Raw genomic sequence first — 25,514 nt, forward strand, 5'->3', positions numbered from 1 at the left:
TGTTACACTTTTTTCAAGTTAAGAAAAAGGAGTGACAAGCTTTTGATTAGACGCTTTCAGAAATTTGATCTTTATTTATTTTTCATATTGATTTTATCTGCCATTTTAAACATTTATAACATTTGGAACGACGATACGGTGAACGCTTATTATACAGCGGCGGTCACAAGTATGATGCAAAGCTGGCATAATTTCTTCTTTGCTTCGTTCGATCCCTCAGGTTATGTCACGGTTGATAAACCACCGCTCGCCTTCTGGCTGCAAACGATCAGTGCCAAAATTTTCGGCCTGCATGGCTGGAGTGTGATCTTACCCCAAGCTTTAGCTGGCATTGGATCTGTTTATTTAATCTACCGCCTAGTCAAACCTACATTTGGCCAGGCTGCTGCAAGACTGTCAGCGCTTATTATGGCGTGTACACCAATCGCAGTTGCTGTATCTCGTACAAATAACATTGACAGCTTACTCGTCTTTATTCTTTTACTCGCAACAGCCATGATGTTCAAGGCTGTGAAACAGCAGAAAGTGCTTTGGGCGATTGCTTCTTTTGCAATGATCGGTGTCGGTTTTAATACAAAAATGCTACAAGCGTATATGATTGTACCGGCTCTCGTCCTGTTTTACATCATTGCCTATCGAACGACATGGAAGAAAAAGTTGTTATCGCTGATGATTTCGATGATTGTTCTTTTAGGTGTATCTGCTTCATGGTCTATAGCGGTTGATCTCACTTCCAAAGACAATCGTCCTTATATGGGATCAAGTCAATCGAACTCAGCACTAGAATTAGCCTTTGGTTACAATGGTCTTCAGCGGTTGACTGGTCAACAGTCTGGCGGAGGAGGCGGCACAAATCAGGGTGAGGGACAGCCACCTTCACAGCAGGGTGATCAGCAAAATGACAATAATTCTTCCACCATGCCTCAGCCGCCATCAAATGGGACTCAAAACAACTCAGACAATTCAAACCAATCATCCAGTCAGGAACAGCCTTCCATGCAAGGACCACCAAGCAGTGCAAACGGCACAACACCACCTGATATGCCTTCAGGCGGTAATGGTGATGGACCGCCAAATGGTGGGGGCGGAAAAATGGGAAGTGGTTCTGGCATGTTTGGAACAGGAACAAAAGGGCCATTACGTCTGTTCCAATCTGAACTGTCCGATCAAATCAGCTGGCTGCTTCCATTTGCGCTCTTTGGTGCGATTGGTCTCTTCTTCTCGACAGCCTTTGAAAGAAGACGTCTCAATACAAAACAAAAAGAAACACTATTTTGGTTAGCTTGGCTTATACCTGTTGCTGCATTTTTCAGTGTAGCAGGATTTTTCCATCACTATTATTTAATCATGCTGGCACCGCCAATTGCTGTATTAGCAGGAGCCGGATGGGTGTCTATGACTCAATTGTTTCAAACGGGAACTGGCTTTAAAAAATGGCTGCTTCCAATTGCGATATTCGTCACAACCGCATTTGAAATCTTTATCCTATCCACATTTACAAGCACAATCGGTCTTGGATTAAGCATTGCAGTCGGTATCATTGGTATTGGAACGATCCTTTCTCTACTTTTGATAAAAGGGAAAGAAAAACTAAAACAATTCATGTCTCTCATTGCCATCCTTGGGATGCTGATCGCACCCCTATACTGGGCAAGCACACCTCTTCTTTACGGAGGAAACAGTATGCTGCCAGAGGCTGGCCCTCAGCTTGCAACTTCAAGTGGCAGCATGAGTTCACAAGTCAATGAAAAGCTGATCAGCTATCTTGAGAAAAACAATACGGGAGAAGAATTCCTATTCGGGACAACAGATGCAACCACTGCTTCGCCTTACATTATTAAAACAGGAAAAGCTGTTATGGCATTAGGTGGATTTAGTGGATCTGATAACATTCTCACGCTTAATGAATTCAAACAGCTCGTTAAAGACGGCAAAATCAAATACTTCTATCTTTCTGGTATGAGAGGCGGCAGCTCTGACATTCTCACTTGGATTCAAAAAAATGGCAAAGAAGTATCTGCTTCTAAATGGCAGAACAGCTCTACATCCAAAACGAATCAGCAAACAGACAGCCAACAATCAGAACAAAATGATCAGTCAAATGGACGAATGGGCGGAATGGAGAGCGGTACTCTTTATGAACTATCCGTTGATTAATTCATCTATTAAAAGGGAGGAACGATGACTGATGGAAAAGAACATACAATACTCTGTTGTAGTCCCAGTGTATAATGAAGAACTTGTGATCCATGAATCGTATCAGCGCCTCAAGACCGTCATGGATTCGACGGGAGAAGCATATGAGCTTCTCTTCGTCAATGACGGCAGTATAGATCGAACAGCTGAACTGATTAAAGGGTACTGCCAGACCGATCCGCATGTGAGACTTATTGATTTTTCTCGTAACTTTGGGCATCAAATTGCCATTACAGCGGGAATGGATTATGCAAAGGGAGAAGCTGTCGTAGTGATTGATGCGGATTTACAAGATCCACCTGAATTGATTTTAGACATGATTGAAAAATGGAAGGAAGGCTATGAGGTCGTATACGCGGTCCGCACGCAACGAAAAGGCGAAACAGCTTTCAAAAAGTACACGGCTTCCCTTTTCTACCGAGTGCTACGTCAAATCACCGAAGTAGATATTCCTATTGACACCGGCGACTTTAGATTGATGGATCGTAAAGTGTGTCATGAAATGAGAAAAATACGCGAGAAAAACCCATTTGTCCGCGGATTAGTGAGCTGGGTTGGCTTCAAACAGATTGCGGTAGAATATGTTCGAGATGAGCGGTTGGCAGGAGAAACAAAGTACCCTCTCAAAAAGATGCTCAAGCTCTCGATGGATGGGATCACATCTTTTTCTTACAAACCTTTAAAGCTAGCCAGCGTGGCAGGTATTTCCCTCTCAGCTATTGGCTTCATTTCGATGTTTCTAGTTTTATATTTAAAGCTATTTACAAACAGCACCATCACCGGCTGGAGTTCATTAATTGTCATTCAGCTATTCTTTAGCGGGATCATCCTCTTTATGTTAGGCATGATTGGGGAGTATATCGGCCGAATCTACGATGAAGCCAAGGACCGGCCGCTTTATATCGTCAGGGATAGCTATGGCCTTCAGGCAAAGCCACATCCCGTTCAATCCCCTGTCCACTTCAAGCAATATAAACAGCATTAAAAAAAGCGTGCGAGACCCTTCAGAAGGTCCTGCACGCTTTTTAATAAATTAGACGGCTGTTTCAAACCGTTTTCTGTTAATAAAGAAAGAAAGTGTAATGATTAAATAAATGCCCATTGTGACCAGCGTTTGAACAATTGGTGTATTGAATACAACGCCGACAAAAATGGCCATGATCGCAATAACGGAAAACCACGTTGTGAAAGGATACAGCTTCACGCGATATCCGCCTGGCTGTGCGACGCTTCGAGATTTCAAATGACCGACGGCAATGATAAACCAGATGAATAGAACTGTGTAACTTAAAGAGCCCATTAAGTAATTAAACGTTTGACTTCCTACAAAAAGAGAAATCAATACAGCTGCATACAAGGTAGATGTACATACAAGGATGGCTCGAACAGGCACCTGCTGTTTTGACAGCTTGGAGAATCCTTTCCATACACGGCCATCCATTGCCTGTGTATAAAGCACCCGTGATGAAGCATACAAGCCAGAGTTCATAGAAGACAAAATCGCTAGTAAGATAATACCATTCATGATGTCACTGGCATACGGTACTCCGATCGTTGCAAACACTGTCACAAATGGACTTACTTGCTCATTGTTTACTTGATTCCAAGGGATTAAGCTGACAATGATAAAGAACGGTAGTACATAAAAACCGATGATGCGTACAAACGTACTTTGAATGGCCTTTGGGATGACTTTTTCAGGGTTTTTTGTTTCTGCTAACGTGACCCCAATCATCTCCGTCCCACCATATGAATACACGACAACCAGCATTGCTGCAATTAATCCGCCAGTACCATTTGGGAAAAATCCACCGTGATCCATTAAGTTAGACAATCCAGGTGCTGCATGCTGTCCGAATGAGACAAATAGCATGGTAAATCCAATGATAATAAATAAGATGATGACAGCAATTTTAATAGAAGCCAACCAATACTCTGTTTCAGCAAACATTTTGACTGAGCAAACATTAATGATTGTGACTACAAGTGAAATGATTAACACAAGCATCCAGATTGGCACTTGTGGGAACCAGTACTGAATAAAGATGGCCGACACAATCGCTTCTGCTGCAATGTTCAGCACCCACATCTTCCAATAGATCCAGTCTAAGAAATAGGCCGGATACTTTCCTAACACAGGTTCAATCAAGTCACGAAATGTTCTTGCTCCAGGTCGTGCAACGGTCATTTCGGCAAGTCCTTGCATAATAAATAATAAAATAAGACCACCAATCATGTATGCCAAAATGACAGCAGGACCCGCAATATCAATGGCAGAACTGCTTCCTTTAAACAGACCAGCACCGATGGCACCGCCAAGCGCAAGCATCATAATATGCCTTGATGTCATTGTTCGTTTTAACTGCACATGTTCCTTTTCCATTTTCTATAGCTCCTTTAAATTTGAATCTTCAGACAAATATGAGATAAAAGCATATAAAAAGGCCAGCCATCTCCTGGAAGAGACGACTGACCTTGCAACCGCGTTACCACTCTTATTGATTCAGCCATGGCTGAATCCAACTTAAAACCCGATAACGGAGGTCACACGTAAAGACTTACTATTCATTCAGTCTTACCGCTCTTTGAGCGAGTTCAATGATTCGTTTTACTGCGTTGCACCGACCCGCAGCTCTCTTAAAAAACGGATGTTCATTTACTATTCTCAAGTCAAAGCGTTTATAGTCAAATTTGTATATTCGTCAAAGATTTTATTTTTTAAATATACTGACTAACCACGCAATTGTCAACAGCCTTTTTCAGACAAACAGCGATTAACGAATCCAAACAGCTACTTCATCCATCGGGCGACGTGTTTTGCCGCGTTTTGGCTCAGTGACACGATAACCAAAGGCTGCCATGACAGAGATGTCGTATTGACCATCCTCCAGTAACCCTTCTTCTTCTAAGATACGATGGATGTGATCGTAGCTAAATCCTTCAACTGGGCATGAATCAATGCCGATCTGTGCCGCAGCTGTCATCATGTTACCTAAGGCAATATACGTTTGTTTTGAAGCCCAATCAAATAATGTACGGTCATTTTCTAGTAGATGAAGATCGTTCTCTTGGAATTCTCTGTAGCGCCCCTTGACCATTTCAAACGTTTCGTCTGTCATTCCTTTGATTTGCTTGTTGATGTATTCTGCATATGCTGAATCATAGCGGGCATCTGTTCTTGCCAAGATGATCACAAAATGGCTGGCAGTTGGAAGCTGCTTTTGCGCCCCCCATGTATACTCTTTTAATTTTTCTCTGAATGCTTCATTTTGAATAACGAGGAACTTCCAAGGCTCAAACCCTACAGAGCTTGGAGAAAGTCTTCCTGTTTCTAAAATAAATGCAAAATCATCCTCTGGAATCTTTTTCGCTGGGTCAAACTCTTTTGTCGCATGACGGAATTCATACGCCTCAATGATTTCTTTTTTTAATAGCTCTTTGTCTCGCATATTATTCATCCTTTCTAATGAACAGGTGTGTTCCCACAATCCAATTTCTTTCCATTCCCTAATAGAAATTGTTATGATAGGAAAACAAACAACCCGAATGTGTGATGTCTATCTCTATGGTAAAAGAAAAGCTTCCATTGATTCAAGTACGCACATTTTTGTTCGTTAGGTACAAACATGTTCGTTTATGACCATTTTCGTTTAAGAAAGGAATGTTGAGATGAGTGCACCATCCAATCCAGTCAGTATTGTGAATCATGGCTGTCCCGTGTCTATCACTACAAATGTCATCGGAGGGAAATGGAAAGGCGTCATCCTTTATCATTTGACTTGCGGTCCAAAGCGTTACAACGAAATACGCCGGCTTCTGCCAAGAATTTCGCAGCGTGTCTTGACGTTGCAATTACGAGAACTTGAACAAGACGGGATTGTTCACCGTGAAGTCTATGAGGAAGTTCCTCCTCGTGTCGAGTATTCACTGACTTCTCTTGGAAATACGTTAAAGCCCATTATCTTTGCCATGCGTGAATGGGGCGAATCCTATGGAAGAGAAACGCGCCCAAAAGAAAAAAGCTGCCATCTCTAGCAGCTTTTTTTAAGATGAAATCGCCGTGGGCTCTTGCTGAGGATCGTCCTTCACAAACAGGATACCAAGCTGGTGATGCTCCCCTTCGTAAGAGGCGCGTTTCTCAAACCTTGTCTGACCATTGAGACCAATGATCTCAAGCTTTGTCAGAGCACGATTGGTTTGTAGTGCTTCATAAAATTCTGAAACGGTTTTGATCTCGATTCCATTGACCTTTGTAATAATTTCTCCGATCTCAAGCTTTAAATCAGCCGCAGGGGTATTCGGAATGATACCAAGCACCATAAGCCCTTGATTCCGCTTAGAGAAAAAGAATGGTGCAGCGTTGTCATTCGCCCTCTGCTTCCATGATAAAAAGGCTCTTCCTGCAATCGCTAGAACAACAGCTCCCCACGCAATCGGCTCAAACCAAATACTTGCCGCACCTACTACAGCAACAACTAGACCGAGCATCATTATTCGGCGTGACGTAATTTGAATACTCACAATTGGCAGCGATCCTTGAATACGCTGGCCAAAGCCGATGATGTACGGGATCACAATAAATGAAAAGCTTTGATCGTGCACTTGAAGCACAGGCCACCATGGCAGAGAAGAAGTCCATTCACCTGCCGGCATCAGCAAAACAAGTGGTAGAAGCCACAGACGGTTTGCTCGCTGCTGGCCGATCAAAAGTCCTCTCGCACTCATCACCATTGCAGGCGATGTACGTAAATGCGCCGTTCGATAGGCTAAGATGCCTTCGGTCATTAACAGTAGCCCTAACAGGATCACAACGGCTGATGCATTCATCATTGAAAGCTGCGGCAGCCAAGAATGGCTCACTTGAACAGACATCAGTCCAAATGCCGCAATAAAACTGAAACCGAGTGTGTATGCAGACGAAAGCGCACTCGCCTTAAAGAATAAAGAGAAAACGATGGTCATCGCTGCAATCAGCACGATGAATCCAGGCGGAAGGGAAATCCCTAAGCCTACAGATATGATCGATAGACAAATTCCTGGAACCCATCCTTTTGAATATGTAAATTTCAGTTCATCGTAAACATCTTCTATTCTTGTTTGAAACGCTTTTCTCTCCCGCTTTACGCGGATGTAGCCATATAATAGGCTGATTAATATCATAAAATAAAAAAGAGGATGGATTAAAAACAGACCGACCGCTTTTAATCCGGCTCCCATCCACTCCGAGCTCATTATCGTTCACCGCCCAAGTCAAGCATTTTCTCTTATTCTATCAAATAAATCGATGCTTGACATCAGGTTTATTTCTCCTGATTCATCCAAAGTGTGACATTCGACAGTGAAAAATCTTTTAAATAGTGATTTACATCTACATCTAGTATGCCGCCGAGAAGCTGCATGGACCTCTTGATGTCGGTTAAGTTTATACCAAGTCTCTTATGATTATCCATTAAATAATTGAAGTATATCTCAGCACAGTCTTCATCGATCTCGTCGACTGATTCTACCGTTGTGTAATTGACCAAGTACCTGCTTAACAGCATGAGTAGACTTAATGCCTTTGTAGCCGAAAACGTCACATCTTTCGTACGACTCTTAAGCTCCTCTACCAACTCGTAATATTTTTTCTCTCTCACAATACTTGCCCTTTTCAATTGTGTACCCCCATTTACTAGTTCTTTTAAGAAAAGCGCAAACCTCGGTACAGCTCAATGCTTAAGCTGAATATCCGCAAAAAATAAAATATTTAAAATGAGTGCTACTTTTTATTGTAAGAATTATTTATGTAACATACAACTTTCAAAAGTTTCATTTTCATGACATGTTTAAATCAACAGAAAGTCTCTTATATAAATATGTTATCGGGTAAATTCGAAGGAATGTTATGTTTTTTGTAAAATAAATGAATATATTTCTCGATATAATATATTTTTAAGAATAAATTATTACATGTTCGTAACACTTATGAACCAAAAAAAAGAGGCATTTATTCGCCTCTTTATTTTTTGAGATATAGTGCTTTTAGTGCAGTTTGTAGCTGAAGATCATTCTTTTCATAAGATTTCACTTCATCTACCATCTTGTTCATCATTTTCGCTGTCTTTAAATCAATCACACCTGATTTTTCGAGATTGTATGTGCTTTGAAATGCGAGTACAGCCTTTTTCGTTTCTTCGTCAAAATATCCATCTACTCTGCCTGGGTCAAATGATAACCCTTTTAACAATGTCTGTGCTTGTCTGACTTCTTCATTGTTCATATCAAGCTGAAGCGGTTCTTTCAGCTGGAGCGGGCCAACGGTGAAGTAATCTGGTTGATGAATCGCAATGGTCGGCACAACACCTTTTTTGTGAATCCAATTCCCTTTCGGTGTCAGCCACTTATACAGCGTTAATTTAATGTTACTCCCATCTCCCATTGGTACCGCCTGCTGCACAGTCCCTTTACCAAAGGAAACGTCACCTACCACTTCATACTTCCCTGCTTCTTTCATGGCACCAGCCAGAATTTCAGAAGCGGATGCACTTCCTTTATCAATTAAGACATTGACCGGGTATGGTTTTTGTTCTTTTCGTTTTGAAAAATATCGTTTTCGATCGCCATTCCGTTCTGCAATTTGAATATATGGCTGATCCTTTGTGATAAAATGTTTCAAAATGTCTTCCACACTTTGTAGATAGCCGCCAGGATTTCCTCTCACGTCCAGCACAAGGCCTTCCATGCCCTTTTTCTCGAGCTTATTCAAGCTTGCCGTGAAATCCTTCGCCGTATCTTCAGAGAAGCTAGAGATCGCAATATAGCCTGTTTTATGACCATTGACCTCTTTCATTGAAGCCGTTACGGTTTCAAGCGGGATTTCTTCTCGTTTGATATGGAATGTTAGCTCTTTTTCAATTCCATTTCGTCTGATTTTCAAGGCGACAGACGTTCCTTTTTTTCCTCTTATTTTCAGTACAGCATCGTTTAGGCTTTTTTCTTTCATCGTCTCACCGTCAATGCTGATGATTTCATCTTTCGGTTTCAGACCCGCCTTTGCCGCAGGGGATTTTTTAAAGGCAGAGACAATGATAATCTTTCCTTCATCCATTCCAACTTCTGCCCCAATTCCTTCAAATGAGGAATCAAGTGAATCCGAAAATTGCTTTGCGGTTTGCTTGTCCATGTATACTGAATACGGATCATTTAAGGTTGAAAGCATTCCTTGTATGGCACCTTCAAGCAGCTTTTGACGATCCACTTCCTCTACATATTCATTCGAAATGAGGTCATAGGCTTTCTCAATTTTCTCCATTCCGTTTTCCTTCGCTCGATCACTTGATTGAGCTTGTCCAGCCACTGCAGCCGCTTTCGGTGACTCCGCTTGAGTCGCCTCTTTATGCGTCATAACCCCTGCACTGATGATGAGAATGACACTTGCCATGATGGATGCGATTTGTTTTTTCATATTTGGCCTCCTTCTTCAACTCTTCCTGATGACCTGAGTTATTATATGCCAGAAGAAGGGATTTCATGTAAAGACATTCTCCTAAGGAGGCTTGACTAATCATTTCAATAGGTGTAATTTTTATTTTGTTACGATCGAGAAGGAGTCTTCGCTATGTATATTATATTGACGATGCTTTTATTAGGAATTTTACTAGGGTTTGTAGGAGCTGGCGGGGCTGGTTTTGTCATCGCATTGCTGACGTTAATCTTTGATGTACCAATCCATACTGCACTTGGGACATCTTTAGCTGCTATGGCATTTACGACTTTATCTGGTGCATACAGCCACTACCGGGAAGGAAATATCCAGCTCAAATCAGGTTTGATTGTCGGTGCACTAGCTTGTATTGCTTCATTTGCCGGAGCAAAAGTGGCTCCTTTTATTCCAGAGGATAGCCTGCACTATTTAACAGCTGGTATGCTCTTTTTATCTGCTGTTTTTATGATGATCAAATTGTTTGTCCTAAAAGAAGATGCTGAGCAGCAGCCGCTTTCTTCACGCCAATTGCTGATCAGGGGCATTATATTAGGCCTTGTATCAGGGATGCTTTCAGGGATGTTCGGTATCGGATCAGCACCATTTATTCAAGTGGGGCTTTTGATTTTGCTGAAGCTGTCTATTAGACAAGCTGTTGGCACAACGATGCTAGTGATTATTCCAATCTCTATTGGCGGTGGAATTGGTTATATTTCAGAAGGCTATGTTGACTTTATCCTGCTCGTTCAGATCTTAATCGGTACCGTATTAGGAGCTTTTATTGGGGCAAAATTTACACGCCTTGCGCCGAAACCTCTCTTAAAATCCGCTGTGCTTTTAACACCTATTATTGCCGGATTACTGCTGTTATTTTAACTTCATCTACTTGAAAAAAGCCGATAACATGCTGTTATCGGCTTTTTGTCAGCGGATATATTGCGCTGGATTGACTGCATTTGATTTCGCGCCATTCCATAATCCTTTATGAATTTCAAAATGAAGATGCTGGCCATAAGACTGACCTGTGTTGCCCATATATCCAAGGAATTGACCTTGCTCGACTCTTTGACCTGTTGACACACTTCTTGTTGAAAGATGAGCGTATACCGTTTGATACGTTTGGCCATTGATGTTATGTGTAATGAACACCACGTTGCCATAACTCGACGAGTAGCTTGAGTTCGTGACTGTTCCAGATGCGGCTGCAACGACAGATACAGTGCCCTTTGCAGCGATATCTAATCCGTAGTGCTGTCCGCCAGAACGTCCGCCAAAGCCTGATGAGAAACGGCCTGCAGCTGGTTTAATGAAACCTGAGCTACTTGCTGGTGTATCTGACACTTGATCAGATCCTCCACTTGGTGCAGGTGCACTTTTTTCAGCAGCTGCTTGTTCTGCTTTCTTCGCTTCTTCTTTTTGACGGCGTGCTTCTTCAGACTTTACCGCCGCTTTTTGATTCGCTAGAATTTCTTGTTCATTTTCAAGCTTTCCTAGTTCATCATGTGCATGTTCTTTTTCTTTCGTTACATGACCAAGGACTTTTCCTTTTTCTTTTTGCTGTTTAGATAGGTCCTTTTTCAACGTTTCAAGCTCTTTCAAAGATGTTTCAAGTCCACTTAGCTGTTTATTTAGCTCTGCTTCTTTTTGCTCTACTAGCTCCAAATCATTTTCGTGTTCTGTAATCATGTCTTTATCTGCTTCGACAATGGTTGTAACAGCTCCCACACGACTGACAAAATCACTAAAGCTACGAGCACCTAGCAGCACATCTAAATAGTTGATTGTACCGCCACTTTTTTGCATAGAACGAATTCGATCTTTGAAAATCGCTTTTCTCTTTTCAATTCGCTCATTGATGACTTCAATCTCTTTTTTTAGTTTTTTGATCTCTTGTTTCGTCTGTTTGACCTCTTTTTCTTTTTCAGCGACTTTTTCAGTTGCTGCACTTACTTTTTGGTCAATTTTTTCAATTTCTTGCTTTAGCTTTGATTCTTTCTTTTCAAGCTTTGCCAGTTCTGATTTCTTTTTCTTCAAGGTTGATTCAGTCTTCGATGTTTTCTCTTCAATTTGTTGACGTTTTTGATCTAGGTCTTCGTATGCGAATGCACGATTTTCGTTCCCTGGAATGTATAGCCACGTTGTTCCAATAAACGCTGCCATTCCAGCCATCATCAGCTTTCTTTTCAAAACGATATTCCCCTCCCATGACAACTGCCTGCATGAAGAGTCGACCGGATGAATTGGATCAGCCGGTCACATCTTCTATAGAATCTTCGAGTGCTGCCATCAATATAAATAGATTTATACTTTCAAGAATTTACGGATGGACGTTAAACTTCCCCACACACCGATAATGGCACCGATTAATAGTAGAATCAGTGATACTTGATAGACAAACGGATTGTATGGAAGCATTGAAATAAATGAACCTTGTACCCTTGGCGCCACCCAGCCGACAGCATAATGATATGTGCCAAGCAATACAGCGATTGGTATAATCGAGCCAAATACACCAAGTAGTAATCCTTCGATGAAGAACGGCCAGCGGATAAACCAGTTCGTTGCACCTACTAGTTTCATAATCTCAATTTCTTTACGTCTAGCAAAAATCGTAATTTTGATCGTATTGGAAATCAAGAACATCGCTGTAAATAAAAGCCCAATAATAAGTGCGATGCCGACATTACGCGCCACTCCGACAACATTAAAGAGTCGGCTGACCTCTTCTTTTCCATAAGTGACTTTATACGTCCCTTTTAGGTTTTCTAATTTCTTCGCTACTTTTGGTGTATCGTGGGGATCTGTTGTTTTCACAATAAACGCATCATTCAATGGATTTTCTTGATCAACCAGTCCCATAGATTGTCCATTTTCACCAAAGCTTTTAATCAGTGCTTTTAGTTCATCATCCTTGGATGAATATTTCACATCACTGATTTCAGGAATCTTCTCAATTTCTGCTTTTAATTCATCCTGCTGCTTTTGATTCGCAGTTAAATCGATGAGAACTTTTACTTCTACTTCTTTCTCAGCGTTCGATGCCATGTTATTCAAGTTGAGCATAATGACAAGAAAAACCCCAACTAAAATCAATGTGACAGTGACCGCACTAATTGATGCAAATGTCATCCACGTGTTTCTTCCAAGTGAACGGAAGCTCTCACGTAAATGCCGCGAGAGAGTTTTAATCATAAATTCCGTACTCCCCTCTTGCTTCGTCACGCACAATCATTCCATCTTCGATTGCGATGACGCGTTTCTTCATGCTGTTTACAATCTCTTTGTTGTGTGTCGCCATGACGACTGTTGTTCCGCGGTTATTAATCTCTTCGAGTGTCTTCATGATTTCCCATGAAGTATCTGGATCAAGGTTTCCTGTCGGTTCGTCTGCAATGACAACCTCAGGATGATTGACGATCGAACGAGCGATCGATACACGCTGCTGTTCACCGCCGGAAAGCTGATCTGGAAATTGACGAGCTTTGTGCTTTAATTGCACCAAATCAAGTACTTCAAGCACTTTTTTCTTAATAATACTTGGCTGTTCACCAATAACTTCAAGAGCAAATGCCACGTTCTCAAAGACCGTAAGACTTGGAAGCAGTTTGAAATCTTGGAATACTACGCCAATTTCTCTTCTCACATAAGGAATTTCTTTTTCCTTCATCGAGCCTAAATCTTTGTTATTAATTAAGATTTTCCCTTTTGTTGGCTTCTCTTCACGATACATCATTTTAATGAACGTGGATTTACCAGCACCACTGGGACCAACAACATACACAAACTCTCCTGGATGGATAGAGACATTGATTCCATTGATCGCCTTTACACCATTAGGATAGATCTTATAGACTTCCTTCATTTCAATCATGTAATCACCTAATCTTTTCTTATTCGCTGTCAAACAGCTTATCATGATGTTCTGACACTTCTCGTCAAAAAACGTTATGTATGGTCACGCACATACCCTTCGATACGCACAAGCAATTTATGTCCTTTTCATCCAAAAAGATGAAAAAATTGAATCGTCTAAATTTCAACAACTCCAATTATACGTCATGAATCGACGCAATGGTATTACATTTATATTTCAAAACTTATAAATAAAAGGTAAATAGAGCAACCAAAACCAAAAAACGTGTCTTTTTACCCTTATTTTTTAAATAAAATTTAATATAATACGTTTTCATACTATCCAAAAGTCTTTTTCTACAAATAGAAAATAAAAAAACCTTGTCGATTAGACAAAGGTTTTATTTTTTCTCTGCAAGCCATTTGGCGACTTCTTTTGCTTGTTTTTCATCTACCATTCCGCTTGGCATAGATCCTTTACCGTTCTGGGCAATATCTGCAATTTGGCTTTCATTATATTTCTTCCCGACTTCTTTCAGGCTTGGGCCGCCTCCGCCAGATAAGTCTTTTCCATGACAGCCAATACAGTTTTGCTGATAAATCTCTTCACCACTGCTCACACTTGAAGCACTTTTACTGCCTTCTTTGTCACTGCTGCTTGAATTTCCTCCACAGGCCGCAAGTACAAAAAGCATAGCGACAAAAAGAAGCGTTAATCCGCTCTTTTTCATGTATTTCCCTCCCTTACAATCATTTGGTCAACGTTATTATATCCTTGTTTACGCCCTTTTAAAACCCTCACCAAGCACCTCTTTTGCATCCATGACGATGACAAACGCTGATGCATCGATCGCTTTTACCACTTGTTTCAACTTTGTGAATTGTGACTGCCCTACCACACACATTAAAATAGGCCGGTCATGGTCGGTGTACCCACCTACTGCTGAAATCTTCGTTACACCACGATCAATTTGATCAAACACCGCCTGTCTGACCTCATCCTCATGGCCCGTAATAATCATGGCCATCTTCGAGTGACTAAAGCCAGCCTGTACCACATCAATCGTCTTACTAGAAATGAACACTCCGATCACAGCGTACAGTCCTTCTTCAATCCCAAAAACAGTCATGGCCGCCAAAACAATCAAACCGTCCATCATCGCTAAACAAGTACCTAACGTCAGCCCTGTATATTTATTGATGATTTTGGCCGCAAGTGCCGTTCCTCCCGTTGAACCATTGCCGAGGAAAACGAGCCCAATCCCGAGCCCAATCACTACACCGCCAAATATTGCGGCGAGCAGTGCTTCATGGGTGACAGGAGCAATGTGTCTTGTTAAGAACACCATTAAAGGTAAAAAGACAGAACCAACGAGCGTTTTTACCCCAAATGTTCCACCTAATAAATAAAAGCCTGCGATAAAGAGCGGAATATTGAGACCCCATTGTACATATGCAGCTTCAAAACCGAATGACTGCATAATGGTACTGATTCCACTCACACCGCCAGCAGCAATCTGATTTGGTAATAATAACGTATTAAAGCCAACCGCCACGATGGCTGATCCTATTAAAATGAGTACATAATTTTTCACTTCAATCCAAAGTTGAGAATGTTCCTGCTTCATTTCTTTCTTCCTCCGTTACTTCTGAATGCACACCTATTTTAAGCCCTCTCATTCAGATTGTAAATAACAGCCAAATGCAGTGCTAATGGATTAATACTTTATCACACAGCCGGATCAGCGTACTTGCCGTTTGGCAGAAGAGTAAATGATGGTATATTTAATATGTACATGAGAAAGAAGGGACATACGATGAAGAAAATACTGAAGATCACCGGTATTACATTACTTGCACTCATCATCTTAGCTTTTGGTGCTTTCTATACATGGAGCCGCTTTACATATGGACCATCGGAAGCGTTAAAAAAGCAGATGAAGATTGAGCAGGTCGATCATAAAAATGGGATATATTCATTTGAAGCATCAAAAAGCGATACTGGCATCATTCTATATCCTGGGGCAAAAGTTGAACCTCTTGCGTATGCCTATCTAGGGAATGCGCTGATGAAGAAAGGCTATTCGGTCTTTATCCCAGACATGCCATTTTCCTTCGCGATTTTTAATACGAAGAAGGCAGAGGATATCCTCAAAAGTCATCCAGCCATCAAGCATTGGTACATTGGCGGGCATTCGCTAGGCGGGACAGCTGCCGCTATGTATGCAGAGAAAAATCAAAGCAAGCTGGACGGCCTCTTTTTCCTTGCCTCCTATCCTGCATCAGATGATTTGAAACAGGCTTCCTTGCAAGTATTATCTATTTCAGGAGAAAAAGATGGGCTAGCGACACAAGAAAAAATCAAAAAATCGAAAAAGCAGCTACCTTCTCAAACGGTGTACCATGAGATAAAAGGCGGTAATCATGCTCAATTTGGCATGTATGGCAAACAAAAAGGGGATCAGCCTGCAGACATTCCAGTCCTCACGCAACAAAAAGACATCGTTCAGACGATGCTGGAATGGTTAAAACCAGCAAAAAAGCTCCCGTAATGGGAGCTTTTCATTTTTTATGCCTTCGTCGCTTCTAAAAACTCTTCAGCATCTGCCACAGCCAGTGAAATGGCCTCTTCCCAAAATGCTTTTTGAGTCAGGTCGACACCTAGGTGCTTATATGCCAAATCTTCTACAGTCATTGACGCTGTATCTTTTAATAGCGCAATATATTTCTCTTCAAATGATGCCCCGGCTTGCAATGCTTTCGCGTAAATACCTAGCGAGAACATGTACCCGAAGGTGTAAGGGAAGTTATAAAACGGGACCCCTGTAATATGGAAATGCAGTTTAGACGCCCAGAAATGCGGATGGTATTCATCTAAAGAGTCGCCAAAGGCTTCCTTCTGTGCTTCTACCATCAACTCATTCAAGCGGTCAGCTGGCACTTCTCCTTGTTTGCGCTCTTCATAAAAACGTTGTTCAAATAAAAAGCGTGATTGAATATTCATAAAGAATGCCACACTGCGCTGCAGCTTATCCTCTAGCAAACTGAGACGCTCTTCTTCATTGGCCGCCTCTTTTAATGAAGCATCTGCCACAATCATTTCTGCGAATGTCGACGCAGTTTCAGCTACATTCATCGCATATTTACGATTCAACATCCGAACATCCTGCATGACTTCCTGATGGAACGAATGACCAAGCTCATGTGCTAGTGTCGCTACATTGGATGGAGTCCCTGAGAAGGTCATAAAAATACGTGATTCTCCGCTATCAGGGAAATTCGTACAGAAACCGCCCACTCGTTTGTTTGGGCGATTCTCAGCTTCTACCCAGCGTTCATTAAAAGCTTTTTCAGTAAAAGCAGCAAGCTCTTTTCCAAACCCTGCGAAATGCTTGATAATAAAAGCGGCTGCATCTTGATAAGAATAGGTTTTTGTCTCACTTCCAATAGGCGCTCCCACATCAAACCAGCTTAGTTTATCAACCCCAAGCATGTCAGCTTTACGTTGTAAATAATCAATGAATGGCTGTTTATGTTCATCAATGACAGACCACATTGTATCGAGCGTCTCTTGTTTCATCCGGCAAATATCAAGGGGCTCTTTTAATATATGATCCCATCCTCTTGCCTCATATACTTGCAGACGAAAACCAGCGAGATGATTGAGTGTGCTTGCAAACAAATGTTCATCCTGTGTCCATGCATGTTCTAAATTATGATACACGGCTTTTCTCACTTCACGGTCTGAATCATCCATCGCATTTTCTGCTTGGCCTACAGAAATCATTTGTGTTTCACCATTTTGCTCAAATGGAATGGTAATTTTGTTCACCAAGCTAGAATAAAGTTCATCCCACGCATGATACCCATCTACTGCTAGTTTTTGAATGAGTGTTTCCTGTTCAACAGGCAGTTGATCTTTCACATGTTCTCTTCGTTCATTTAATATGTAACGAACATCTGAAAAAGCGGCTGAATCCATTAATTCTTCCCACTGGCTAGTAGGAATCTCAGCAAGTGATTGATTAAACCCTGCTAGAATGGTTCCTAATTCAGCTTCCAGCTTGGCAATGGACCCCCGGAGACTGCCCGCCTTCATATCCTTTGTATTTTGAGATTGTAGACAGGATACAAATGAACCTGCTTGCGCTAGTTTTTTATATGTGATTTCATACGTTTCAAGGACAGCTGTTAACTTTTTTTCAATTTGTGTATCTTCTTTTGAAAAGGCATCTACCTTTTGTCGTAACTCATCTAATAGCTGCTGTATATGCTCTAAGTATGTGATAAATTCTGATGAAGAACTGCCTCCTTTAAAAAAGGCATCTAAATCCCACGTCTCTTGTAATGGTTTTAATCCCAAATTATTTCCCCCTTTAATTGCTAATTTCATCATACAAAGGATATAGAGTCAGTATGGCATATGTATTCCTTTATATTCATTATATTTTCTCACAATTAAAAAAACCCGGCAAGAAGCCGAGTTTTTATGATAATTTTGAACGTAAATACGCATCGATAAAGGAATCTAAATCTCCATCCATCACCGCTTGAACATTTCCCATCTCCGTGTTGGTACGATGGTCTTTCACAAGAGAATATGGGTGGAAAACATACGAGCGAATTTGGCTTCCCCAGCCAATTTCTTTCTGTTCTCCTCTAATTTCATCCAATTCCGCCTGCTGTTCTTCGATCCGTTTTTGATAAAGCTTAGATTTCAGCATTTTCATTGCACGTTCTCTGTTTTTGATTTGGGATCTTTCCGTTTGGCACGTCACGACGACATTTGTTGGGATGTGTGTGATACGAACCGCAGAGTCCGTCGTATTGACGTGCTGACCCCCTGCACCACTTGCACGATACGTATCCACCTTAATATCCTCTGTACGAATATCGATATCAATTTCTTCATTAAATTCTGGCATGACATCACAGGAAACGAAAGAGGTGTGTCTACGGCCAGATGAATCAAATGGAGAAATACGGACTAAACGATGGACACCTTTTTCTGCTTTTAAGTAACCGTAAGCGTTATGTCCTTTAATCAGTAATGTCACAGACTTAATTCCCGCTTCATCACCAGGAAGGTAATCAAGTGTTTCGACCTTAAAGCCTCTGCGCTCTGCCCAGCGGGTATACATTCTGAGGAGCATCGATCCCCAGTCCTGTGATTCCGTTCCACCTGCACCCGGGTGAAGCTCAAGAATGGCATTGTTTTTGTCATAAGGTTCGCTTAAAAGAAGCTGTAGCTCAAATTCATTAAACTGCTTCGTTAAGTTCTTCAGCTCTTTTTCAAGCTCTGCATGAAGCTCCTCGTCATAATCTTCCTTTAATAAGTCATGTGTCATTTGTAGTTCTTCATGCGATTCACTGAGTTCATGATAGGAGTTCACAGAATCCTTTAGTGCATTGGCTTCATTGATTACCCCTTGAGCCTTTTGCTGATCGTTCCAAAAATCAGCCTCTGACATCGTCGCTTCAAGCTCTGCGATTTTGACTTCTTTTGTTTCTAGGTCAAAGAGACCCCCTAAAATCAGCTAGCCTGCTAGCCATATTTTCAAGCTCTTGTCTAATTTCTACTAATTCCATATCCTTCACCTCATAGATGTATGGGGGCTGACATGAATAGAAAGAGGTTTTCACCTCTTTCCATTACTTATTCTGTCTTCCCATGACAATTTTTATATTTCTTGCCGCTTCCGCAGTGACATGGCGAGTTTCTTCCGATATCCACCACTTTACGCACCGGCTTTTTCTTCACTGTTTTCTCCTCATCGCCTTCTTGAGGCTGATGAGCAGTTGTTTGTCCTTGAACGACTTCTTCACGTTCTAGGTTGTTTTGGATTTCTGATTTTAGCACATATTTAGCTACGTCATCTTCAATTGAAGCGACCATATGCTCAAACATCGCAAATCCTTCCATTTGATACTCACGAAGTGGATTGGTTTGTGCATATGCACGTAAATGGATTCCTTGACGCAGCTGATCCATTGCATCGATATGATCCATCCACTTCGAATCTACTGCACGAAGAACGATGACTTTTTCAAATTCACGCATTTGTTCATCGCCAAATGTCTCTTCTTTTGCATCGTATTTCTCTTTAATCCGCTCCATGATGAATTCGGTGATCTCATCTGCTTCTTTACCGAAGATATCTTTGACCGTAATGGCACCTTCATCTAAATAGTTCGTATTGATTAATTCAACAAGACCATCTAGTTTCCATTCTTCTGGAAGCTCATCTTTCGGCGTATAAGAGCCAACAGCCCGCTCAATAGACGATTGAATCATATTGATCACAATCGATTTCAAGTTATCAGAATCGATGACTTCAAAACGCTGTTTGTAAATGACTTCACGCTGTTGACGAAGAACATCATCATATTGCAGAAGCTGCTTACGCGAATCAAAGTTATTCCCCTCAACACGTTTTTGAGAAGATTCAACAGCTTTTGAGACCATTTTACTTTGAATTGGAGTAGAGTCATCCATACCGAAGCGATCAAGCATCGCCATTGTCCGCTCTGCACCAAATCGGCGCATCAATTCATCTTCCATTGAGAGATAGAATTGAGTAATCCCTGGGTCTCCTTGACGACCAGATCGACCACGGAGCTGGTTATCGATACGGCGTGATTCATGACGCTCTGTCCCAATAACAGCAAGACCGCCTAGTTCTTTCACACCTTCGCCAAGCTTGATGTCTGTTCCACGTCCCGCCATGTTTGTCGCAATTGTGACGGCACCTTTTTGTCCAGCTTCCTCAATAATTTGTGCTTCACGCTCATGGTTTTTCGCATTTAACACTTGATGAGGGATGCCTTTATTTTTAAGCAGTTTTGAAATCAATTCAGATGTCTCAACCGCAACAGTTCCGACAAGGACCGGCTGTCCTGTCATATAACGCTGTGCGACGTCTTCAGCTACTGCTTTAAATTTGCCATCCATTGTACGGTAGATTAAATCAGGTCTGTCATCACGCACAACCGGTTTATTGGTTGGGATTGTGACAACCTGCATATTGTAAATGTTACGGAATTCCTCTTCTTCCGTTTTCGCTGTACCTGTCATACCAGATAGCTTTTCATACATACGGAAGTAGTTCTGGAACGTAATGGTTGCAAGTGTCATGCTTTCATTCTGCACTTCAAGACCTTCTTTTGCTTCAATGGCTTGGTGCAGACCTTCACTATAGCGACGTCCTTTCATTAAACGTCCTGTGAAGGAGTCAACGATGACGACTTGACCATCTTCCACAACATAATCAACGTCTTTTTGCATCGCAACATGCGCCTTAAGAGCCTGCGCGATATGGTGGTTAAGAGCGACATGTTTGACATCAAACAAGTTCTCGATGCCAAATGCTTTTTCCGCCTTCGTCATTCCGCTTTCAGTCAGCTGTACACTTTTTGTTTTAATATCATAAGTGAAATCGTCTTCTATTTTTAACGTACGAACAAAGGCATTTGCTTGTACGTAAAGTTTCGTCGATTTTGCAGCTTGTCCAGAAATAATAAGAGGTGTTCTCGCTTCATCAATTAAGATGGAGTCAACTTCATCGATGACGGCATAATGAAGTGGTCTTTGAACCATTTGCTCTTTATACAGCACCATGTTATCTCGTAAATAATCAAAGCCAAGCTCATTGTTTGTTGAATACGTGATATCAGCAGCGTACGCTTCTCTTTTTTCATCTTTGTCTAAACTGTTTAAGTTCAAGCCAACCGTTAATCCAAGAAATTCAAAAATCTTGCCCATTTCCTCTGCATCACGGCTTGCCAAATATTCGTTGACTGTTACAATGTGGACGCCTTTTCCAGAAAGAGCATTCAAATAAACAGGCATCGTTGATGTCAACGTTTTACCTTCACCTGTTTTCATCTCAGAGATATTCCCTTCATGTAGGGCAATCCCCCCCATGAGCTGCACCTTAAATGGGAACATTCCTGTCACGCGGCGGGAAGCCTCACGAACCGTTGCAAATGCTTCAACCAAAAGGTCGTCTACAGATTGTCCTTTTTCAAGTTTTTCTTTAAATTCGATCGTTTTATTTCGTAAAGCCTCGTCAGATAATTTCTCAAAATCTTGAGCGAGAGCTTCGATTTCATTTGCCTTTTTTTCATATCGGCTGATCGTACGTTTCGTAGGATCAAACACTTTGTTTAAGATTCCAAGCATATAATAACGCTCCTCTATTTCATGCAATTTTTCGGCATGTCCAAAAGTTTGACAGGTCCATATTTACCTGCATTTATCATACCATACCTTCCTTGATTTCCAAAGAATTTGCAATGATTTAGCACAAAAAACCCGCCCCTAATGAAGGGAGCGGGTTTACTTTTTTTAGGTCATTTTCGGATCAAAAGGAACGAATGATTAAGCGTTCGGCTCAATGAGTCCATATTTACCGTCATTTCGGCGGTATACCACATTGGTCAAATTTGTCTCAGCATTTGTGAAGACAAAGAAACTGTGACCTAACATGTTCATTTGGAGAATGGCCTCTTCGCTATCCATTGGTTTTAAATTGAAGCGTTTTTGTCTGACGATTTCTGTTTCATCAATCTCTTCGTCATCTTGAACTGCTACTTCGGACGCACCGTTTCCTCCAGCAAATAAATGCTTTTTCACACCTTGCTCACGGAATTTACGGTTCACTTTCGTTTTATGTTTTCTAATTTGACGTTCTAATTTACTGGTTGCTAGGTCTACTGCATTGTACATATCCTCATTATGCACCTCTGCTCGAAGTGCTAGATCAGTCATTGGAATGGTAACCTCAACTTTAGATTCTTGATCGTTGTAAAATTTCAAGTTCACGTTGACTGAAGCATCAACATCTGACTCAAAATAACGCTCCAGCTTTCCAATTTTTTTCTCGGCATGATCTCTTAGTGCAGGTGTTACTTCGATGTTTTCTCCTCGGACATTGTAATTCATGTAAAGAACGCCTCCTTTAAAATTAAGGATATGTAAACTTATTTCTACTTTTCCCTCCTTTTCTCCTGCTCAAACGTAAAAAAAATGTGAATTTTTATTGAAATTTGTCGAATCCTGCGGTGCTTCAGCTTTTACTTGATAGGTGATGAATATATATTCGCTTGATTCTTGAAAAAGACCATCGCACTGTTAAATCTTGAAAGATGAAATAGATGTTTTCAGTGATTGAGACAAAGATTTTAAATCTTCCGCAGCTGCTTTCATTTCCTCATTCGCCGCTAGTGATTCTTCAACAGCCGCCGACATGTACTCTGTCTCCTCAGAATTTCGCTTGGCTCCTTCTTCTATCACACCAACTGTTTGAGAAATTTCTTCTGTACTAGCTGAGATTTGCTCTGTCGTGGCAGAAAGCTCCTCTGCTTTCATCGAGATATCACGGATGGATTCCAGAATTTCTTGGAAGCTCTGTTCAGACAATTGCGATACTTTCACACCTTCTGCTACATCTCGTTCCACTTTCGTCATAGATTGAGACGATCTTTCAGTATCTTTGTTCACGTTGGCGAGTAGCTGACTAATTTGATCAGTCAGCTGACTTGATTCTTCCGCCAGCTTTCTGACTTCATCTGCAACAACCGCAAAACCTCGTCCATGTTCCCCAGCCCTTGCTGCTTCAATGGCTGCGTTTAAAGCAAGTAAATTTGTCTGATCTGCAATGGCATGAATATTCCCCAGCAGGTCTTGAATGCCGGTAAACTGTACTTGTACATTGGCCATTGTAGAATGATGTTCATTCACAGATTCCTTAATAGAACTCATTTGTTTCACAAATTGTTGAATGAGGGATGCGCCCTCTTCAGCCTTTTCAGTCACTGAAATTGAGTGACCCGAAACATCAGACGTATGTTCAGCCGCATTATGCATACCAGTCGAGACTTCTTGAATCGCCGAAGCTACTTTTCCTACTGCATCCGATTGTTCACGTGAAGCTTCACTGACCTGTTCAATCGAGCTAGACGTCTGTTCACTAGCCGAAATGGTTTGACTGATGGTTTCTTCAAATTGAGCAGCAGAATCAGCTAATTGCCTTGACCCGTTTTGCACCTGTAAGATGAGCTGACGCAAATGAGCTGTCATTTGGTTAAAAGCCGTACCGAGCTGGCCAATTTCATTTTTAGAGGTTACTTCAATTTCTTCAAGTGTGAGGTCACCATCTGCCATTCTTCTTGCTGCATGTGTGACAGAGACAATCGGTTTTGTCATACGATGAACAAACCTTGTGCCAATGACTAAAAAGCCGACTATAATCGCTGCGCTAACGAGAATAAGCGTCAGCAATAATTGGTTACTTTCTTCATTGAGCTGACTGATTTTTTGATCCCGCTGTTTCAATTGTGTTTGAGCAAATTCTTTTGTAAAGGTATGTATTTCTTGTTCGATAGGTTGTAATTCTTGACTGAGGCGGGTGTTGAATTCTTTTTGATTTTGCATATTCAATGAATTAAATAATCGATTTGTTGAGGTGTAGTAAAGATAATTTTTTTCGGAAATTTGATCTAACAGATTTTTTGCTTGTTTAACGGTGCTCATTTTTGATGCTTCAGCTGTTTTCTTATTGATTTCTTCATATGTTTGCTCAATCTTCTGTAAATTTTCAGCATCTTGAACAACCACATACGTTTTAATTTGTGCTTCTTGCTTTTGTAGCAGTGCCTCTAATTCCAGCGAGGTCTGGTACAGCTTTACTTCTTTGGTGAGAAGTGCTTTATACGATTGATCTGTTTTGTAATAAATAAAACTAGAAAACCCCAAAATACTGACAAACAATACACATATGACAATAAGCCCAAATAAAAATTGATTTTTTAGTCTCATAAATTCCTCCGAATGGTCTGAATTGAACAAAAATTAATGAATGACATACGGCCTCATACAGGCATGTATTTCATCCATCCACTTTCTATATTCAGGTATAAAATATGATGTAAGGAATGACTGGAAGTGATTTGAAGGGAATGTATAGAAAGCTAGTATATCGAAACTTAAAAAAATTTGGTCAAACGATCGAATCGTCTTGGCAAAGTGCTCATTTTCAATAATCGAAAGCAGAAGCGGATGTGTTGTCTCTAAATGAAAGAAGGCATGGATCAGATCATTAAAGATCCGATCCCCTTCTGTTTTAGCGAAATCCTTCTCAATTTCATCTAAATATTTTAGACTCTCTTCTATCGTATATAGAAGGTCATAATATGTGGTTAATAAAATATAGTCATCTGAACGATACGCCACAGGTCTCACCTATTTATTTCCGTTTATCGTAGTATACGCCGTCACTTGTCATGGGCTGATACGGATTTTGATAATTCAGCTGTTTTGTTTTCTTACGTTGAATGGCTTGAATATCTGCCTTGATCCCATTTTGAATCTCCGTTAATTGCTTGGCCATCAGTTGATCTGTTTGAATGATTTCTTTGATTTTCTCTTTTTCTTGAACGGAAAGCTCATGTTGAATGTCTCTCATTAGTTCGTCTCTCTCAACTAAAAAAGCATCAAAGTCTTCAACGAGTGTTTCGCTTTGCGGGTTGGCCTCTATTTCCGCTGCCATTTTTAACGTTTGGTCGTGCAGTTGATCCACAATACTCATAGAGATCCCCCAATAGAGTGGTGACGCCCTTTTCGATCGGTTTGAATGACTTCCTTCCAAGCATCTCGGAAATCAGTCACATATTGCTCTACTTCATTCAGGATCTCTTCGTCATTTTGCAGATTGGCTTCAATCAGTCTTCGATAGATGTAGTCATACATACTTGCCATGCTCTTTGATACATCATACGTACGATTTAAGGTGACATTTAATTCTTGGATGATGTTTTGAGCCTTTTTCAGGTTCAAGTTTCTCATTTCAGCATCTTCTTTTTGAATGCCATGCTTTGCTAGTCTAATAAACTTTAAGCATCCTTCATAAAGCATAAGCGTTAACTCGGCCGGTGTTGCGGTCTCAATAGAATTTTTCTGATAGGCGGCATAAGGGTTCTGAATTGCCATATGTTATAAACCTCC

The 25,514-nt window shown here is 41.0% G+C and carries 23 protein-coding genes and 1 other annotated feature; of the genes, 5 read left to right on the top strand and 18 right to left on the bottom strand.

The genetic code is table 11. The annotated features are described in order from the left end of the window. Window positions 1-42 precede the first annotated feature (42 nt). Together NST73_RS16490 and NST73_RS16495 are read left to right on the top strand one after the other, a co-directional pair. Window positions 43-2,157, top strand: coding sequence for a glycosyltransferase family 39 protein (locus NST73_RS16490; protein ID WP_326377342.1), 2,115 nt, complete (start codon window positions 43-45; stop codon window positions 2,155-2,157). 31 nt (window positions 2,158-2,188) lie between these two features. Beyond that, window positions 2,189-3,181, top strand: coding sequence for a glycosyltransferase family 2 protein (locus NST73_RS16495; protein ID WP_282745845.1), 993 nt, complete (start codon window positions 2,189-2,191; stop codon window positions 3,179-3,181). Between the two features lie 48 nt (window positions 3,182-3,229). Here NST73_RS16495 and NST73_RS16500 read toward each other — a convergent pair whose 3' ends face one another. Beyond that, window positions 3,230-4,579 (bottom strand): amino acid permease, encoded by a 1,350-nt coding sequence (locus tag NST73_RS16500; protein ID WP_342499226.1) that lies wholly within the window; start codon window positions 4,577-4,579, stop codon window positions 3,230-3,232. 75 nt (window positions 4,580-4,654) lie between these two features. Beyond that, window positions 4,655-4,879 (bottom strand) — a binding site (T-box leader). A gap of 91 nt (window positions 4,880-4,970) precedes the next feature. Continuing rightward, the gene (locus NST73_RS16505; RefSeq protein WP_035701558.1) at window positions 4,971-5,645 is read right to left on the bottom strand and encodes an NAD(P)H-dependent oxidoreductase; all 675 of its coding nucleotides are present in this window, start codon (window positions 5,643-5,645) and stop codon (window positions 4,971-4,973) included. Window positions 5,646-5,865: 220 nt separating this feature from the next. On the opposite strand from NST73_RS16505, the gene NST73_RS16510 reads away from it, so the two are divergent. Next, entirely contained in the window at window positions 5,866-6,231 is a 366-nt protein-coding gene (locus NST73_RS16510; RefSeq protein ID WP_017357877.1) for a winged helix-turn-helix transcriptional regulator, read from the top strand. 9 nt (window positions 6,232-6,240) lie between these two features. Here NST73_RS16510 and NST73_RS16515 read toward each other — a convergent pair whose 3' ends face one another. The 3 genes from NST73_RS16515 to NST73_RS16525 form a co-directional block, all read right to left on the bottom strand. After that, window positions 6,241-7,413 carry a PDZ domain-containing protein gene (locus tag NST73_RS16515; protein ID WP_080673861.1) on the bottom strand — a complete coding sequence of 391 codons (1,173 nt, stop codon included), beginning with the start codon at window positions 7,411-7,413 and terminating at the stop codon, window positions 6,241-6,243. A gap of 83 nt (window positions 7,414-7,496) precedes the next feature. Beyond that, window positions 7,497-7,850: a swarming motility protein SwrAA gene (locus tag NST73_RS16520; protein ID WP_007500014.1), complete on the bottom strand. Its 354-nt coding sequence runs from the start codon at window positions 7,848-7,850 to the stop codon at window positions 7,497-7,499. A gap of 344 nt (window positions 7,851-8,194) precedes the next feature. Beyond that, complete coding sequence (locus NST73_RS16525) at window positions 8,195-9,640, bottom strand: S41 family peptidase (protein ID WP_047945633.1); 1,446 nt, start codon at window positions 9,638-9,640, stop codon at window positions 8,195-8,197. Between the two features lie 153 nt (window positions 9,641-9,793). Between NST73_RS16525 and NST73_RS16530 the strand changes: the two genes are divergently transcribed. Further along, complete coding sequence (locus tag NST73_RS16530) at window positions 9,794-10,534, top strand: sulfite exporter TauE/SafE family protein (protein ID WP_017368130.1); 741 nt, start codon at window positions 9,794-9,796, stop codon at window positions 10,532-10,534. A 48-nt stretch (window positions 10,535-10,582) separates the two neighbouring features. Here NST73_RS16530 and NST73_RS16535 read toward each other — a convergent pair whose 3' ends face one another. The 5 genes from NST73_RS16535 to NST73_RS16555 form a co-directional block, all read right to left on the bottom strand. After that, the gene (locus NST73_RS16535) at window positions 10,583-11,845 is read right to left on the bottom strand and encodes a M23 family metallopeptidase (protein WP_268417761.1); all 1,263 of its coding nucleotides are present in this window, start codon (window positions 11,843-11,845) and stop codon (window positions 10,583-10,585) included. Between the two features lie 114 nt (window positions 11,846-11,959). After that, window positions 11,960-12,850, bottom strand: coding sequence for a permease-like cell division protein FtsX (ftsX, locus tag NST73_RS16540; protein WP_025208057.1), 891 nt, complete (start codon window positions 12,848-12,850; stop codon window positions 11,960-11,962). After that, window positions 12,843-13,529, bottom strand: coding sequence for a cell division ATP-binding protein FtsE (gene ftsE / locus NST73_RS16545; RefSeq protein ID WP_008348229.1), 687 nt, complete (start codon window positions 13,527-13,529; stop codon window positions 12,843-12,845). Before ftsE ends, ftsX begins: the two co-directional genes overlap by 8 nt. Before the next feature lie 382 nt (window positions 13,530-13,911). Next, window positions 13,912-14,241, bottom strand: coding sequence for a cytochrome c551 (gene cccB, locus NST73_RS16550; RefSeq protein ID WP_008348231.1), 330 nt, complete (start codon window positions 14,239-14,241; stop codon window positions 13,912-13,914). Window positions 14,242-14,289: 48 nt separating this feature from the next. Next, on the bottom strand, window positions 14,290-15,138 hold the full coding sequence (locus NST73_RS16555; protein ID WP_342499227.1) for a YitT family protein: 849 nt from the start codon (window positions 15,136-15,138) through the stop codon (window positions 14,290-14,292). Between the two features lie 189 nt (window positions 15,139-15,327). Here NST73_RS16555 and NST73_RS16560 point away from each other — a divergent pair, with 189 nt between their 5' ends. Beyond that, the gene (locus tag NST73_RS16560) at window positions 15,328-16,062 is read left to right on the top strand and encodes an alpha/beta family hydrolase (protein WP_144679140.1); all 735 of its coding nucleotides are present in this window, start codon (window positions 15,328-15,330) and stop codon (window positions 16,060-16,062) included. A gap of 17 nt (window positions 16,063-16,079) precedes the next feature. Here the strand turns inward: NST73_RS16560 and NST73_RS16565 are convergent, their stop codons facing one another. From NST73_RS16565 to fliS, 8 genes are all read right to left on the bottom strand, one after another. After that, entirely contained in the window at window positions 16,080-17,873 is a 1,794-nt protein-coding gene (locus NST73_RS16565; RefSeq protein ID WP_342499228.1) for a M3 family oligoendopeptidase, read from the bottom strand. Window positions 17,874-17,997: 124 nt separating this feature from the next. Beyond that, a protein-coding gene (gene prfB, locus NST73_RS16570; RefSeq protein WP_096881918.1) for a peptide chain release factor 2 occupies window positions 17,998-19,099 on the bottom strand; the annotation gives its coding sequence in 2 pieces (ribosomal slippage) (window positions 17,998-19,026 and window positions 19,028-19,099; 1,101 coding nt in all). Window positions 19,100-19,166: 67 nt separating this feature from the next. Next, window positions 19,167-21,692, bottom strand: coding sequence for a preprotein translocase subunit SecA (gene secA / locus NST73_RS16575; RefSeq protein WP_039169779.1), 2,526 nt, complete (start codon window positions 21,690-21,692; stop codon window positions 19,167-19,169). A gap of 198 nt (window positions 21,693-21,890) precedes the next feature. Further along, the gene (gene raiA / locus NST73_RS16580; RefSeq protein ID WP_342499229.1) at window positions 21,891-22,454 is read right to left on the bottom strand and encodes a ribosome-associated translation inhibitor RaiA; all 564 of its coding nucleotides are present in this window, start codon (window positions 22,452-22,454) and stop codon (window positions 21,891-21,893) included. Between the two features lie 189 nt (window positions 22,455-22,643). Then, complete coding sequence (locus NST73_RS16585) at window positions 22,644-24,329, bottom strand: methyl-accepting chemotaxis protein (protein ID WP_138279059.1); 1,686 nt, start codon at window positions 24,327-24,329, stop codon at window positions 22,644-22,646. Between the two features lie 33 nt (window positions 24,330-24,362). Next, complete coding sequence (locus tag NST73_RS16590; RefSeq protein WP_008348244.1) at window positions 24,363-24,743, bottom strand: hypothetical protein; 381 nt, start codon at window positions 24,741-24,743, stop codon at window positions 24,363-24,365. Window positions 24,744-24,756: 13 nt separating this feature from the next. Continuing rightward, on the bottom strand, window positions 24,757-25,098 hold the full coding sequence (locus tag NST73_RS16595; protein WP_008348246.1) for a flagellar protein FliT: 342 nt from the start codon (window positions 25,096-25,098) through the stop codon (window positions 24,757-24,759). Next, window positions 25,095-25,499 (bottom strand): flagellar export chaperone FliS, encoded by a 405-nt coding sequence (gene fliS / locus NST73_RS16600; RefSeq protein WP_008348247.1) that lies wholly within the window; start codon window positions 25,497-25,499, stop codon window positions 25,095-25,097. Before fliS ends, NST73_RS16595 begins: the two co-directional genes overlap by 4 nt. Window positions 25,500-25,514 lie beyond the last annotated feature (15 nt).

Source organism: Bacillus sp. FSL W7-1034 (genome assembly GCF_038593365.1).
Taxonomy (GTDB): domain Bacteria; phylum Bacillota; class Bacilli; order Bacillales; family Bacillaceae; genus Bacillus; species Bacillus altitudinis.

Bases quoted from the DNA above. Each gene is read 5' to 3' on its own strand.
- NST73_RS16495 (WP_282745845.1), top strand. From the start codon at position 2,189: ATGGAAAAGAACATACAATACTCTGTTGTAGTCCCAGTGTATAATGAA.
- NST73_RS16500 (WP_342499226.1), bottom strand. From the start codon at position 4,579: ATGGAAAAGGAACATGTGCAGTTAAAACGAACAATGACATCAAGGCAT.
- NST73_RS16505 (WP_035701558.1), bottom strand. From the start codon at position 5,645: ATGCGAGACAAAGAGCTATTAAAAAAAGAAATCATTGAGGCGTATGAA.
- NST73_RS16510 (WP_017357877.1), top strand. From the start codon at position 5,866: ATGAGTGCACCATCCAATCCAGTCAGTATTGTGAATCATGGCTGTCCC.
- NST73_RS16515 (WP_080673861.1), bottom strand. From the start codon at position 7,413: ATGGGAGCCGGATTAAAAGCGGTCGGTCTGTTTTTAATCCATCCTCTT.
- NST73_RS16525 (WP_047945633.1), bottom strand. From the start codon at position 9,640: ATGAAAAAACAAATCGCATCCATCATGGCAAGTGTCATTCTCATCATC.
- NST73_RS16530 (WP_017368130.1), top strand. From the start codon at position 9,794: ATGTATATTATATTGACGATGCTTTTATTAGGAATTTTACTAGGGTTT.
- ftsX (WP_025208057.1), bottom strand. From the start codon at position 12,850: ATGATTAAAACTCTCTCGCGGCATTTACGTGAGAGCTTCCGTTCACTT.
- ftsE (WP_008348229.1), bottom strand. From the start codon at position 13,529: ATGATTGAAATGAAGGAAGTCTATAAGATCTATCCTAATGGTGTAAAG.
- cccB (WP_008348231.1), bottom strand. From the start codon at position 14,241: ATGAAAAAGAGCGGATTAACGCTTCTTTTTGTCGCTATGCTTTTTGTA.
- NST73_RS16555 (WP_342499227.1), bottom strand. From the start codon at position 15,138: ATGAAGCAGGAACATTCTCAACTTTGGATTGAAGTGAAAAATTATGTA.
- NST73_RS16560 (WP_144679140.1), top strand. From the start codon at position 15,328: ATGAAGAAAATACTGAAGATCACCGGTATTACATTACTTGCACTCATC.
- secA (WP_039169779.1), bottom strand. From the start codon at position 21,692: ATGCTTGGAATCTTAAACAAAGTGTTTGATCCTACGAAACGTACGATC.
- raiA (WP_342499229.1), bottom strand. From the start codon at position 22,454: ATGAATTACAATGTCCGAGGAGAAAACATCGAAGTAACACCTGCACTA.
- NST73_RS16585 (WP_138279059.1), bottom strand. From the start codon at position 24,329: ATGAGACTAAAAAATCAATTTTTATTTGGGCTTATTGTCATATGTGTA.
- NST73_RS16595 (WP_008348246.1), bottom strand. From the start codon at position 25,098: ATGAGTATTGTGGATCAACTGCACGACCAAACGTTAAAAATGGCAGCG.
- fliS (WP_008348247.1), bottom strand. From the start codon at position 25,499: ATGGCAATTCAGAACCCTTATGCCGCCTATCAGAAAAATTCTATTGAG.